General features: G+C 70.6%; 17 protein-coding genes. 1 reads left to right on the top strand and 16 read right to left on the bottom strand.

The genetic code is table 11. The features are described from left to right. Positions 1 to 20: 20 nt before the first annotated feature. The 16 genes from ACX25U_RS32310 to ACX25U_RS32235 form a co-directional block, all read right to left on the bottom strand. On the bottom strand, positions 21 to 656 hold the full coding sequence (locus ACX25U_RS32310) for an HAD family hydrolase (protein WP_454385266.1): 636 nt from the start codon (positions 654 to 656) through the stop codon (positions 21 to 23). Continuing rightward, positions 653 to 1810: an MFS transporter gene (locus tag ACX25U_RS32305; protein ID WP_454385265.1), complete on the bottom strand. Its 1158-nt coding sequence runs from the start codon at positions 1808 to 1810 to the stop codon at positions 653 to 655. The genes ACX25U_RS32310 and ACX25U_RS32305 overlap by 4 nt, the downstream gene beginning before the upstream one ends. Beyond that, positions 1807 to 3051 (bottom strand): ATP-grasp domain-containing protein, encoded by a 1245-nt coding sequence (locus ACX25U_RS32300; protein ID WP_454385263.1) that lies wholly within the window; start codon positions 3049 to 3051, stop codon positions 1807 to 1809. Before ACX25U_RS32300 ends, ACX25U_RS32305 begins: the two co-directional genes overlap by 4 nt. Before the next feature lie 51 nt (positions 3052 to 3102). Further along, positions 3103 to 3252 carry a hypothetical protein gene (locus tag ACX25U_RS32295; RefSeq protein ID WP_454385261.1) on the bottom strand — a complete coding sequence of 50 codons (150 nt, stop codon included), beginning with the start codon at positions 3250 to 3252 and terminating at the stop codon, positions 3103 to 3105. A 42-nt stretch (positions 3253 to 3294) separates the two neighbouring features. Further along, on the bottom strand, positions 3295 to 3420 hold the full coding sequence (locus ACX25U_RS32290) for a hypothetical protein (protein ID WP_454385260.1): 126 nt from the start codon (positions 3418 to 3420) through the stop codon (positions 3295 to 3297). A gap of 32 nt (positions 3421 to 3452) precedes the next feature. Next, the gene (locus ACX25U_RS32285; RefSeq protein ID WP_454385258.1) at positions 3453 to 4667 is read right to left on the bottom strand and encodes an MFS transporter; all 1215 of its coding nucleotides are present in this window, start codon (positions 4665 to 4667) and stop codon (positions 3453 to 3455) included. Further along, a complete protein-coding gene (locus ACX25U_RS32280; RefSeq protein ID WP_454385256.1) occupies positions 4667 to 5152 on the bottom strand; it encodes a hypothetical protein in 486 nt (161 codons plus the stop codon). The genes ACX25U_RS32285 and ACX25U_RS32280 overlap by 1 nt, the downstream gene beginning before the upstream one ends. Next, the gene (locus ACX25U_RS32275; protein ID WP_454385254.1) at positions 5149 to 6009 is read right to left on the bottom strand and encodes a winged helix-turn-helix transcriptional regulator; all 861 of its coding nucleotides are present in this window, start codon (positions 6007 to 6009) and stop codon (positions 5149 to 5151) included. Before ACX25U_RS32275 ends, ACX25U_RS32280 begins: the two co-directional genes overlap by 4 nt. 41 nt (positions 6010 to 6050) lie before the next feature. Continuing rightward, a complete protein-coding gene (locus ACX25U_RS32270) occupies positions 6051 to 6464 on the bottom strand; it encodes a hypothetical protein (RefSeq protein WP_454385252.1) in 414 nt (137 codons plus the stop codon). 13 nt (positions 6465 to 6477) lie between these two features. Further along, the gene (locus ACX25U_RS32265; protein WP_454385250.1) at positions 6478 to 6924 is read right to left on the bottom strand and encodes a hypothetical protein; all 447 of its coding nucleotides are present in this window, start codon (positions 6922 to 6924) and stop codon (positions 6478 to 6480) included. Then, positions 6921 to 7382 carry a hypothetical protein gene (locus ACX25U_RS32260; RefSeq protein ID WP_454385248.1) on the bottom strand — a complete coding sequence of 154 codons (462 nt, stop codon included), beginning with the start codon at positions 7380 to 7382 and terminating at the stop codon, positions 6921 to 6923. Before ACX25U_RS32260 ends, ACX25U_RS32265 begins: the two co-directional genes overlap by 4 nt. A gap of 58 nt (positions 7383 to 7440) precedes the next feature. Then, a complete protein-coding gene (locus ACX25U_RS32255) occupies positions 7441 to 7788 on the bottom strand; it encodes an SH3 domain-containing protein (protein WP_454385246.1) in 348 nt (115 codons plus the stop codon). A gap of 151 nt (positions 7789 to 7939) precedes the next feature. Further along, positions 7940 to 8659: a hypothetical protein gene (locus tag ACX25U_RS32250; protein ID WP_454385245.1), complete on the bottom strand. Its 720-nt coding sequence runs from the start codon at positions 8657 to 8659 to the stop codon at positions 7940 to 7942. Between the two features lie 59 nt (positions 8660 to 8718). Beyond that, positions 8719 to 9204, bottom strand: a complete 486-nt coding sequence (locus ACX25U_RS32245) for a hypothetical protein (RefSeq protein WP_454385243.1) — start codon at positions 9202 to 9204, stop codon at positions 8719 to 8721. Next, on the bottom strand, positions 9201 to 9734 hold the full coding sequence (locus tag ACX25U_RS32240; protein ID WP_454394610.1) for a DUF4913 domain-containing protein: 534 nt from the start codon (positions 9732 to 9734) through the stop codon (positions 9201 to 9203). Before ACX25U_RS32240 ends, ACX25U_RS32245 begins: the two co-directional genes overlap by 4 nt. A gap of 209 nt (positions 9735 to 9943) precedes the next feature. Continuing rightward, complete coding sequence (locus ACX25U_RS32235; RefSeq protein ID WP_073947968.1) at positions 9944 to 10699, bottom strand: DNA-methyltransferase; 756 nt, start codon at positions 10697 to 10699, stop codon at positions 9944 to 9946. Between the two features lie 510 nt (positions 10700 to 11209). On the opposite strand from ACX25U_RS32235, the gene ACX25U_RS32230 reads away from it, so the two are divergent. Beyond that, the gene (locus tag ACX25U_RS32230) at positions 11210 to 12325 is read left to right on the top strand and encodes a C40 family peptidase (protein ID WP_454385241.1); all 1116 of its coding nucleotides are present in this window, start codon (positions 11210 to 11212) and stop codon (positions 12323 to 12325) included. Positions 12326 to 12327 lie beyond the last annotated feature (2 nt).

Raw genomic sequence — 12327 nt, 5'->3', positions numbered from 1 at the left:
TGAAGGGTTGGGGCGGAGGGTCAGCCAGTGCGGTGCACAAGGGCTGCTGCGAGGTCGGCGGATCGGCCGGTGTAGTGCAACGTGCGCAGTCCGAGGTCTTGGGCGGCGCGGCAGTTGTCGGCCCGGTCGTCGATGAACAGCACGCGGCGGGGGTCGCTGGCGCCGGTGGCTTCCAGAGCGTGCTGGTAGGTAACCGGGTCGGGCTTGCACGCCTCCAGCCGGGCCGAGTACAGGGCTCGGGTCATCAGCTCCCGGCACCAGTCGGTGGTGTCGAGGACGTCGCTGAGCGGGTGGGGCGCGTTGGACAGCAGGACCATCGGCAGCCCGCTGCGGTGAGCGTGCCTCAGGACAGCGAGGACGTCGTCGTCCGTCGTGGTCCACATCGCGGTGTCGGCAGCGCGTAGTTCGCGCAGCATGCGCGGGCCGGGGTGCTGGCCCAAGACCCGGGCCCAGAACGCCAGGTCGCTCAGTTGGCCGGCGTCGTATGCCTCGCGTGCGCTCCAGAAGGCGCTCTGGAAGGTGGCGATGTCGTTGTCGGGCCAGGCGGCGAGGTGGGCCAGGTGCTGCCACTGCTTGGCTTCGGGTTGCAGGCCGATGACGCCGTTGTAGTCGAGGATCACAGCATCGAGGTCGGGGGTCTCAGGGGTGATGGTCAAGGGGTGGGTTTCTCCAGGGCTCGGTGGGAGAGGGCGGCGACGGCGGCTGCGAGCAGGGCGGGCAGCAGCAGTGCGGTGGACAGGGACGTCACGCTGGCGAGGGCGCCGATGAGGGCGGGGCCGGCCAGAAGGCCGAGGTAGCCGGTGACGGCGACGGTGGCCACGGCCTTGGGGCCGCCGATTCCGGCAGCGGTGATGAGGGAGGGGACGGTGATGGACAGGCCGAGTCCGAAGACCGCCCAGCCGGCCAGGGCCAGTGGGGTGCTGAAGCTGGCGACACCGGTGACCAGACCGGTCGCGGCGGCGACTGCGCCGGTCCGTACGACGGTGGGGGCGCCGAAGGCTGCGGTGAGCCGGTCGCCGGTCAGCCGTCCGGTGGCCATGGCCGCGCTGTAGAGGGCGAAGGCGGCTGCGCTCGCGGCCGTCGAGGCACCCAGGCTGTGCAGGTGGACTGCGGCCCAGTCGGCGGCAGCTCCCTCTCCCAGCAGACTCGAGGCAGCCAGCGCGCCCAGCAGCCACATCTTCCCGGACGAGAGTGCCGACCGGGCATCGCCTTGCCCGGGGTTGGCGGGTGCCGACGAGTGATCGGTACCGCTGAGGAGGCGGGTTGCCGGTACGGCGGCGAGCGTGGCTGCGATGAGGAACAGGCCCACTGCGAGGAAGAGGGTGCTGTGCGCGGTGTGGGCGGTGACGGCGGCCAGGGCGGCGCCGCCGAGGGCACCGATGGAGTAGGCAGCATGGAGACCCGACATGATGGGTCGGCCGTAGGCGTTCTGGCAGCGCACGGCCGCGGAGTTGGCGGCAACATCCAGCACGCCGTGTGCGACGCCGAAGACGAGGGCCGCCGTGAACAGCGACGGCAGGCTGTCGCACTGGCCCAGGAGTGCGAGGCATCCGGCCAGGCTGATGGCTCCGATGGTGAGCAGGGCCGGAAGCCGCGCAGGCCGGGCGAGACGGCCTCCGATCTGCAGTCCTGCGACCATGCCGAGCGCGGCGGCCAGCAGCACCAGGGCCAGGTGCGCGGTGCTCAGGTGGGCGGCCTGCTGAACGGCCGGCATTCGGGCGCCCCAGACGGCCATGACCATCCCGAGGCCGAGGAAGTAGCCGGTCAGCAGGCAACGGCTGCGCCGGTCAGACGCACGTATCGCGCTCACGCGGCGGTGTTGGCGTCGGCGGCTTGGCTCACCTCGACGGTGAGCGAACCGGCAGCCTGTTCGGCACGTGCACGCGCCAGGTCGGCTGTGGATCCGGTGGTGATCAGGAACCCGATCCGGGCGGTGAACAGGTTGCCGCCGTCCCGCGGCAGGACCAGCTGGTCACCGACGCGGTGCTGGAAGTGCATTCTTTCCAGCCACGGCGGCCGAGGGCCCTCGAAGTGAAGCCTGGTGAGGGTGCCGGAGGTCTCGGGGTAGATCAGTCGGATGGCGGCGGCCGAGGACCGGGTGGGGGTGAGGTCGGGTGCGCGGTCGCAGGCGACGTCGGCTGCGGCGCGCGGCAGGTCGATGCCGGTGGCGAGGCGGACCAGATGGCAGATCATGTCTCCGGCGAGGCGGCCGTTGACCTCGACAAGACGCGGTCGGCCCTTGACCAGGCGCATCTCGACGTGGCTGACGCCGTCGGTGATCCCGAGCGCGCTGATCGCTGCTCGCGCGGCCGGGGCGACGACCTCGAGGAGCGGGTCGGCGGCGTCGACGCAGTGCGCGAGCTGCTCGAAGTGCGGGGGTGCGCTGATGGTCTTGCGGTTGACCGCGACCACCGTGGTGGCGCCCCGGTGGGTGACGCACTCGACGGAGATCTCCGGCCCGTCGAGGTACTCCTCGACCAGCACGCTGGTGTTCTCTGCACCCAGCCCGGCCGTCCGGTCGGCCGCGCGATACGCGGCAGTGAGCTGGGCAGGGGTGTCGACGCGGAGCACGCCGATGGCGCCGGCGTGCGCGGCGGGCTTCAGGACGACCGGATACCCGATCCGTTCGACCGCGGCTTCTGCTTCCTGGCGGCTGCGGACGCTCACCGACGCGGCCGACGGCACGCCGTGGCGGGCGAACAGGGTGCGGGCGATGGCCTTGTTGCGGCATGCCTGCATCACTTCGGGCGCGGTGGTGGGCAGGCCGAGCTGACGGGCGAGGCGGGCGACCGGGAGGACGTACCACTCGGTCCAGGTGAACGCCCCGGCCAGGTCGTAGCGGTCGGCCAGGATCCTGCCGACGGCGGAAAGTGCCGCCTGGTCCGTGGGATCGGGCACGACCACGCAGTCCCGGATGAAGGGCACCTCCCACGAGGGCTCTTCGGTGGTGATCAGGACGACGTCGTAGGCGGCGGCCACGGACTGAAGGCAGTAGCCGCGGTACGCCTCGTCGGGCGCGGCTACGACCAGGACGACAGGTCGGTCGGACAAGAAGGTGCTCCTTGGAGAAGTGCGTGGCGGGAGAGGTCTGCGGGATAGGGGTCACGGGCTGCGCCGGCGGCAGGTTTCGATCACCGGAGCCCACTCCGGGTGTGCGGCGAGCAGCCGTCTCGCGTACAAGGCCGTGTAGTTGTTGAGGCCCTTCACGCCGTGCGGGTGGCGCCAGCGCAGGGCTTCGAACAGCGCTTTCATCCCCACCCGTTTTGCGCCGGCGGCGAGGCTCTGGATGACGAGCTATTCCAGGGCCCGGTACACCCAGGGGTGGCTGGCGTCGAAGGCGTGGAACTGCTCGTTGATCGTCCTCCCGCCCCTGGACGAGAGGTCGAGGCCGGGCAGCCCGTCCTGCGTGATGGTGGACATGAGCGTCGAAGGCTCCTCGCGTGCCGGGACGGTCAGGCAGGCGCGGCGGGCAGGCTGCGCAGGCGGGTGAAGGCGACCGCGAGGCCGACGGCCTGCAGGACGGCGGCAGCGGTGATGGCATGCCCGAGCTGGGCTGGAGGCACGGCGGCGACGAGCAGGCCGGCGGCTGGGTACGGCAGCAGGAGCAGCAAGATCGTCACGGCAAGGGTGCTGCCGAAGACGTCGGGCGGGATCAGGTGGGAGCGCACAGTGCGCAGGACGACTGTAAGGCCCCCTTCGCCGGCCATCAGGATGGCAATCAGTACGAGGTAACCGCGGTAGGTGTCGGCATGGGCGACGGCGAGCGTCGCTCCGGCCGCGACTGCGGCGGCCGCGACGCCCACCGGCCACAGGCCCCATCGGTCGATCGCCAAGCGGGATGCGCTGATGGCGAGCAGGGAGGCGACGGCTGCGGCGGACCAGATGAGTCCGGCGTCCGCGCTGGAGTGGTTCAGCTCGGTGACGACGACCACCGGGACGGCGGCCTGCAGGAGGGCGATGGCTCCGTTGGAGACGACCAGGCCGCCCACCAGCCAGGCAAGGACAGGCAGCGAGCGCAGCGTCGCCCACCCCGTCCAAAGCCCCCTCTTCGCCGCGGCCCCCCTGGTCGGCTCCGTGCGTTCACGGGGACCGAGAGTGGCGGCGAGAACGGAGAAGCTCGCCAGGATGCCGAGCATCACGGCCGGTCCGCCGTGCTCCAACAGCAGGCCGGAGACGGCGGGCCCGGCGAGGGTGGCGGTCTGGTCGATCGCGATCAGGGTGGACTGCACCCGGTGTGCCCGGGCGCCGGTCTTCCGGCTCGCCTCGCCGCCGGCGGTCTCGGCCGCCACGTAACTGAACTCGGTGAGGACGCCGGTGGACGCGGCGAACAGCATCACCGTGACCGTCGCGGCCAGTGTCCGGGTTCCGAAGGCCATCAGAGCACCGGCCGCGGCGAGCACGACCAGGGCCCGCGCCAGGCACGCGGCACGGAAAATACGGGCCGTGCCGAATCGGTCGACGAGGGTGCCGGCCACGGTGAAGGCTGCGATGCGGGGAAGCCACTCCAGCGCGAAGGCCAGTCCGGTCAGGGTTGCAGACCCAGTGGTGGCCAGGACCAGCAGCGGGATGCCGTAGGTGGTCATGGAGAAAGCGGCGGCATCCGCCCCGCGCGGCAGGTAGATCCTGCGCAGGAGGCCCTCGGCGGGAGGCGCCGTCGCTCCCGGCATCACGCGGCGGCGCCGTAGGCGTCAGAGGTCGGCTGGGGCTGGTACGTGTGGACCCATTCGGCCAGCAGCCGGTGGACATGGCCGAGCCCGGTGGCAGCGTCACCGTCTTGGATGCGGGGATCTGTCACGGCCGACTCGCACAGCAGGGCGAGGGTGTGGCGGATTCGCCCGGCGAAGTCGCAGATGCGTGCCGGGTAGTTGTGCCGTCGGGCCCATCGGGCGGTTGCGTCGTAGAGGTCGGCGAGGTCCTGTCCGGCGGCGCTGAGGCCGAGGCCGCGGTGTGAGCGGTCGAGGAGCCCGAGTGCGTCTGCCTGCTCGGTGGCCTGCCGGATCTGGTTCGGGGTGAGATCGGGGAGGGTGCGTGCGAGCGCGCGGGGCGGGATGGCTCCGTGATCGTCGATCTCGCTGACCAGGCGGACCAGGCCGGCAAAGGCCAGAGTCGTACAGGCGTGCTGGAGCTGCTCAGAGGCGAGGACGGGAATCATCGGCGGACTCCTCCGGTCGACAGGGCCGGCATCGGACGGTTCGGCGTCGCGTGGGAGAACAGGTCGGCGCTCTGCCAGATCGGGCGGCGTGCAGGCTGGGTCTGCACCGCGGGCGCCAGCGGAACGGAAGGGACCGGAAGCCGGGACTGGTGGCTGACCCAGGTCCGGGGGGCGGCAAGGACGCTGGGCTTCGCTCGGCCCCACAGCGGGTGCCGGTCGGCGTGGTCCAGCGGCTGTCCGGCGGACCACACGGACAGCACGCCGAACACGCGGCCCAGTGCATCGCCGGCCGGTGAGAGGCGGTAGGGCTGGCCCTTGCCCGAGGTCACCACCAGGCCGTCGTCCATGAGCTGGCGCAGCGGCGGATAGATGTTGGTCCAGTAGTTGTCGGGAATGACGATGCGGGCCAGTGCCCGAGCGCTCGCCTCCTGCCGTGACTTGAGCACCCAGAGGATCGCGGGAGCTTGCCGACGGGTGAGGAGGGTGAGGCTGTCCTCGACCTGCTCGATCGCGGAAAGCGGCTGCTCCGGCTTCTCCAGGTGTTCCTCGGCCCAGGCAGCCATCACGGGGAGCACCGGCAGGAGCTGTCGGCCGCGGGCGGTGAGGCCGTAGGTGACGTGGCGCGCGGAGTGTTCGGCGCGCTCGGCCAGGCCGGCGTCGCACAGCGAGCGGATCTTGGGGTGCAGCTGGCCGCTCTGAAGGTACGGCAGCTTGGCCGCGATCTCCGTGTAGCGCTGCGGCGGCCGGTTCAGGGCCAGCAGGATCCGCACGTTCCAGCGCGGGGTGATCATCTGGAGGGCTTCGGTGACCCGGGCGACGTCGGCGTCGTCGGCGGGCGGCAGACCGGTGGTGGCCAAGGGGGTGAACTCCTGGGTGCAGAAGGCCGGGCGCTGTCGGGTCAGCGGCTCAAGGCGGGGCTCGAGGCCGGTACGGGCAGGGTGGGAACGGGGGCTGCGGCCGAGGTGGTGGGCGGCTCCGGCGCCGGAGTACGGCCGAGGCTGCGCAGGACCGCGTCGGCGGTTGCGGCTTGTGTGTCTCGGACGGCGACGGCTTCGGCGAGGCGGCGGGCGCAGTCGAGGATGTGGGAGACCTCGTGGGCACCGATCTGCCGCTCGGGGTGGGTCAGGTGCTGCAGCCGCTCTCGGTGCACGGTGATGCTCTGCTCGGCGAACGCCAGGGTGTGGTGACTGCCGAGGAGCGCAGCCAGCATGCCGGGAGCCTGGTCCTGGGCGTGGGCTTCGAGACTGGGCAGTTCGGCGCCGTACAGGTCCTCGATCCGCGCGGCGATCTCAGCGGCGGTGGGATGGATCAATCGGCGGGTGCTCTCATCGTCTTCGGCTGCGGGCCGCCCCGGCACGCGCGGGTGCCGGGGCGGCGGCCGGGGGCAGGGTGGTGGTGACCGTCTGCTGGGCGAATCGGGTGGGGCGGGCCTGCTGATGGAGCGGGGGCACGGTGCGCAGCAGGTCGTCCAGCGCGGCGCGGTAGCCGTCGCGGGCTGCCAGCGCTGCCTCCAGCCACTGCGTGTCCATCCGCAGGTCGTCCGCGGACAGTTCGTCCATGTCGCGCTCGGGCGCCATCGCCTCGTGCACGCGGTCGCGGATCCGGGTGACCTGCTCCTCGGCCAGGGCGAGGAAGCTGCGCAGTTCCAGGGCCCGGGTGATGGCCGCGGAGGCGTCCGGGCCGGCTACCTGCTCGTACAGGTCGGTGACCGGGGCGCCGAAGACCTCGTGGAGCCGGGCGTCCTGGGTGCAGGGCTTGTCTCGGGCGCTCATCGCAGGACTCCCCGGCCGGTGGTCGGCGCCGTCGCAGGCCGGGTCGGTGCACTGGTGGGCATGGCCGGGCTTTGTCGTTGGCCGCGGTTGAGGCGGGCCAGCCGGTCGGCGTCGGGCCCCCGTTTGCCTGGTGCGTCGGGGTCGAGCAGCCACCGCACGACCATGGCCCGCCCGTCGCGGGCGGAGACGGCCGCGTTGACGCGGTGGGCGAGGTCCATCGTGGGGTCGTCGACCTCGCTGGGCTGCGTTTCCAGGGCCCGCAGCAGGTCGTCCTCCGCGCGCTCCAAAGCGGCCTGGGACTCGGTGAGCAGACCGTGCCAGCGCACGACGTCGGTGGCCTGGTGATTAGCGTCCGGGGCGGCTGCGACGGCGGTCTTCAGCGCGTCGATGCTCATGCCGAAGCGTTGCTCGATCTGCTCGGTGAGCACGCCCACGACATCGTCTGCGTCGTCGGACACAGGGCTTTCCTTCCTGGGAGGCGCACGGGATACAGGCAGGCGGAGTTCGAACGCTGGGTCAGTCCAGGCACATGCGGACGTCGCGATAGACGTAAGTGCCGGAAACCCAGCCCTTCACGCCGGTGGTCGTGTCCGTGATGTAGTGCCAGTTCCCGCTGGTCTTGTGGACGGTGAAGCGGTGGCCGCGGTAGAGGATGCCGAGCCGGGTGGACTTGGCCGATGCCTTGGAGCGGATGACGACGGCCTGCGTGCCGATGACCCAGGGGCCGGGCCGGTCGCACGCCCGGGTGGCCGACATCGTGCTCGGCGCGGATGCCGGAGCTGCCGTGGCCGCCGTCGCGGACACGATCGGCAGGGCGAGCACGCCGAGCACGGCGGCGGACAGCGCTATTCGGGATGAGCGCATGCGGAAGTAACCTCCATACGGGAAAAGGGGAATGCAGAGAGAAGCGGACCGGGCGTTCGCCCCGTCGGCCGCTACCAGAGTCCACGGATTCGCCGGTTTGGCTAACCGGCGATCGTCGTCTATGTTTCCGGCCGCTTCGTGGAATTGGTGCTCAGCGGCTGCGACCAGCGGGGCGCTGTACGGGAGCCGGAAGGGAATTGGCCGGCCTCTGGGCGGACCGGACCGCGGGCTGGACCGGCGGCAAAGGAGGCGCTTCCCCACTGAGGACGTCCTCGCACCACTGCAAGGCTTCTGCGTAGGTAGCAAAGCCGCCCTCGCGCAGGGTGTGGATCCACGCGCCGGTGTCCACGGCCTCGTGGAGCACGCGAAACGGAGAAGGGCTGCCCACGTCGAGGGAGCGCAGGACCACGACAGTAACGGCGTTGTCGGGGTCGTCGTCGGTGTAGCTGTGCAGGAGAGCGAAGTGGTCGCCGTCGCTCATGAGCCGGTGTTCCAGCGCACGGGTCGTCTCGTCCGCCGGGGCTGTTCCCATACCGGGTGCCAGGCTGATCTCCTTGGGCGGGCAGCCGCGGTGGATGAGCCAGGACTGTGCCATCGCCGGCAGAGGCAGTGTCGCGTGAGCGAAGCGGAACGTCTTCGCCTCAAGGTCGCGCTGCAGGTGCAGGGCGACGAGCTGCGGCTCCCCGGGGGTGCCCCAGGTGACGGCACCGTTGTGGAGGACGTGGTAGCTCGCGCCGTCGGGGGCGTGATGCTCGGCCAACAGGGTGAGTTCGGTCTGCTCGATCTGGATCGCGCGCCGGAACGCTTCCTGGGTCTGCTCGTCGGCGGCTTCGAAGCCATCCAGACGAAGGTCGAGTTCAGGTGGGGACATAGGGCCTTTCGGTGGGCGGAGCTGGGGCTGGGGTCAGCAGCAGCTGCCTGGGCTTCAGGTCAGCGGGCTGCCTGACGGTACGTGAGCGCCTGGGCGGGGTGGGGAAGGCCGGGCATCGCAGAGGGCAGCGGCCCCGGCTTCGGAAGGGGCCCGCGGGTGGTGAGCTGCGGGGAACGGGAGCGGGCTGCGTGGGTCCGGGCGCTGAGCGGCCTGCGGTTCATGCCCAGGCGTTTACCGACGGTGTCGTATACATCGTTGCCGGCACGAGGCCGTACCGCGACGACGTGGACCTCCCGTCGGTGTGCGGACGTCTCGGGCGCCGGACGGATGCCGTAGACGACGCGCCACTCCTTGCGGGAATCCACGAACAGCTTCCGGTAGCCCTCCAGGTCGCCGGTGAGTCTCGTCCCGAAACGCTCGGCGTTCACGACTTCTTGCAGGTAGGCGAGGGTGAGGTCGCGGATGTCACTGGGGGCCTGGATCAGGTCGGTCAGGGCGCGCGGGTCGAAGCTGAGCCCGAAGGCCGGCTGCTGCCCGCCGCTCACGACGTCGACTCGCCCGGCATACCGGCCTCCGAGGCGTTCGCCTTCTCCGTGCGGGCCGAGGGCGGCGGGCCGGGCAGGAGGCGGTGCGCGGGCCGGTCCGGTGAAGTCATGCACGCCGACAGCGGACCGCCCGGTCCTCTGACGGCGACCATGGTGTGGGTGAGGAAGTCGCGGTGCCACACGAGCAGACCGCTCGGCCCGGCCTCGGGGTCCTTGTGCTGCTGGTAGGCCAGCCACAGCGCGTGCAGCCAGGCCACGACGTCGCTGTGCTCCTGCCACTGCAGGCACCACGGGGCGGCCGTGGTGACCTCGGCCCCGTAGACCGGCAGGAGGAAGTCGTCGACCCAGTCCGACAAGGCGTCGAGTTCGTCCTCGTACTCCTCGCCCTCCAGCTCCAGAATCGGGCGCGGCTCGGGCGGCGCGGCGGAGGCAGGTCCGCCGAGCCCCGGCAGGCCGAATGCGGCGAAGGGTGATGCCGGAGCCGAGGCGAGATGGTCAAGTTGCTGGGCCTGCTGGGCGGATTGTTCCATCAGCTTCCGGACGCTTGCCTCGATCCCTTCGAGGTGCGGGTCCGGAACCCTTATCGGCTCCAGTCCCCCACCGTTGTGGGAGTCAACGGACTCGGACATGGAAAGGCGGGCCTCCTTGAATCACGGGAGAACAGGTGAGGGGGCGCCGCGGCGTACTGACGGCCGCTAGAAGGACCCCGAATCCGTGTTGTGGAACGACTGGTGCAGACTCAGGCCGTCAGAACGACGTCATCCTGGGTGAGGGTCTGGCGGACCGTCTCCGTGAGTCGGTCCGCCGCAATGGCGGCATAGTGCTTGGTCTTTTCCACGCCGATGAAGTCGCGTCCTTCCAGCAGCGCGGCGACGCCGGTGGAGCCGGACCCGGCGCAGAAGTCGAGCACCGTGCCACCCGGCGGGGCGATTTTGACCAGCTCGCGCATCACCTCGACCGGCTTCTGCGTGATGTGCTGACGAGCCTTGCCCGACGGTTGCGAGGCGCTGTAGAGACCCGGCAGATAAACCGGGTTGCGGGCGGCGTCGATCGGTCCGTTGGACGCCCAGACGATGAACTCGCAGTTCTGGGTGAACCTGCCCTTTTGCGGTCTGGCCTGCGGCTTGTGCCAGACCAGCACCCCGCGCCACAGCCATCCGGCGGCCTGGATCGCGTCCGTGGTGATGGGCAGCTGCCGCCAGTCGGTGAACAGCAGGGCGGTCCCGCCGGTCTTCGTCAGCCGGTGGGCTTCCGTCATGATCTGGGTCAGCCAGAAGCCGTAGCTGCGCTGGTCCATGTTCTCGCCGGTGAAGTCCGGCAGGGTGTGCTTGGCGTCAGCGGAGGTGTACTTCTGCTTGGCCGAGCGGGACGTGCGCTCCTTGGCGGTCCTGCCACCGGAGTTGTACGGCGGATCGGTGATCACGGAGTCGACGCAGTCGTCCGGCAGCGTGGACAGCACGCGCAGGGCGTCGCCCTGATGAAGGGAAAAAGGCAAAGAGGTACCCCGATTCGGGCGGGAGGGATTCGAGGGGACACCCCTCGCGCAAGAGAATCCGGGCGGGCTGGAAATCGGGCATGCAGGAGCCCGGGAAACCGCGAACCGGAGGGCGAGGGGAGTCCCAAAACTGTAGGGGCGAATTGGCCGCTCACCAAGAAGTGCCCTGCCAGGGGTACGGATTCCGACCCCTCACGGCGACTTTTTGGTCAACCGCCGATCCGGGCCTATTGTTTTCGAACCGCCCGGCGCACACCGCCGCTGGCGCCTTCCCACCACACTCCGCGGAGGTACCCCCTGCCCCGGCACACCTAGCTACCCCGGCCCGCGGACCGAGCGGCAACTCGTTCGCAGGCCGGCGCCTCTCGATCGCCCACCCTGGCCGCCGCGCCCTTCCACCCGCCTCCACGCGTACGCGGCGCGCCGGACACCCTCTTTGAAGGAGACCTTCGTGACGTCTCGTCACCTGCCCCTGCTCGCATCCTCCATGGTGCGAGGGGGCCGGGCAGGTTGAAGGCGCTCGCCGCCGGCATCGGCGTCGTCGTCCTCTCCCCCGTCCTCCTCGGCGGCGCGGCCATGATGATGGCCACGTCCAGCGAAGCCGCCGCACAGAGCAGCGCGTTCTTCCAGTGCCTGCCCGACCTGGACACCGACAAGGTCACCGAACAGGTCACCAAGATCCTCGACGGCGCGGACGCCTCCAACACCGACGTCGAGGGTCTGGACCTGCCCGGTGAGCAGATCCCGAACGCACAGACCATCGTCGCCACCGGGATCAGTCTCCACGTGCCCAAGCGCGGGCAGATCATCGCTCTCGCCACCGCCATGCAGGAATCCCGGCTGCGCAACCTTGCCTACGGAGACCGCGACTCCCTCGGCCTGTTCCAGCAGCGGCCCAGCCAGGGCTGGGGCACGGCCGAGCAGATCCGCGATCCCGTCCACTCGTCCGAGAGGTTCTACCAGGCGCTCCTGCAGGTGAGCGGCTGGCAGCAGATGACCGTGACCCAGGCCGCGCAGGCGGTGCAGAAGTCCGGCTACCCGGACGCCTACGCGCAGTGGGAGCCGCTGGCGACCGCGCTGCAGAAGGCCATCGCCGCCACCTTCCCCGGCGCCAGTGCCGATGCCGGCCAGGAGACCGACGACGCCCTGTCGCTGTCCGGCTGCACCACGCAGGACGGCTCGTCCTTCGGGAAGATCCCGGAAGGCACCGTCCCGAAGGGTTACAAGATCCCCAAAAACGCCGACCCGCGCGCCCGCACGGCGATCGTCTGGGCGATGCATCAGCTCGGCACGATGTACCAGTGGGGCGGCACCTGTACCGCGCCGCACGGACCGGACCCGATGGGCCGCTGCGACTGCAGCTCGCTGATGCAGCAGGCGTACGCCCAGGTCGGCATCCAGCTCACCCGCACCACGTACACGCAGGTCAGCGAGGGCAAGGCCGTCTCCGTGAAGGCCATGAAGCCCGGTGACCTGATCTTCAGCCGCGGCACCGCCGCACGTCCCGAGCACGTCGGCATGTATCTGGGCGAGGGACTCGTCATCGAGGCCCCGCGCACGGGCAAGCCCGTGCGCATCACCCCGCTCAAGGACTGGGACGTCCTCGCCGCCCGCCGCGTCGTCTGACG

It is taken from the genome of Streptomyces sp. JNUCC 63 (assembly GCF_054366325.1).
Note: the sequence above shows the minus strand (reverse complement) of the source record. Positions and strands in the feature narration are given on the sequence as shown.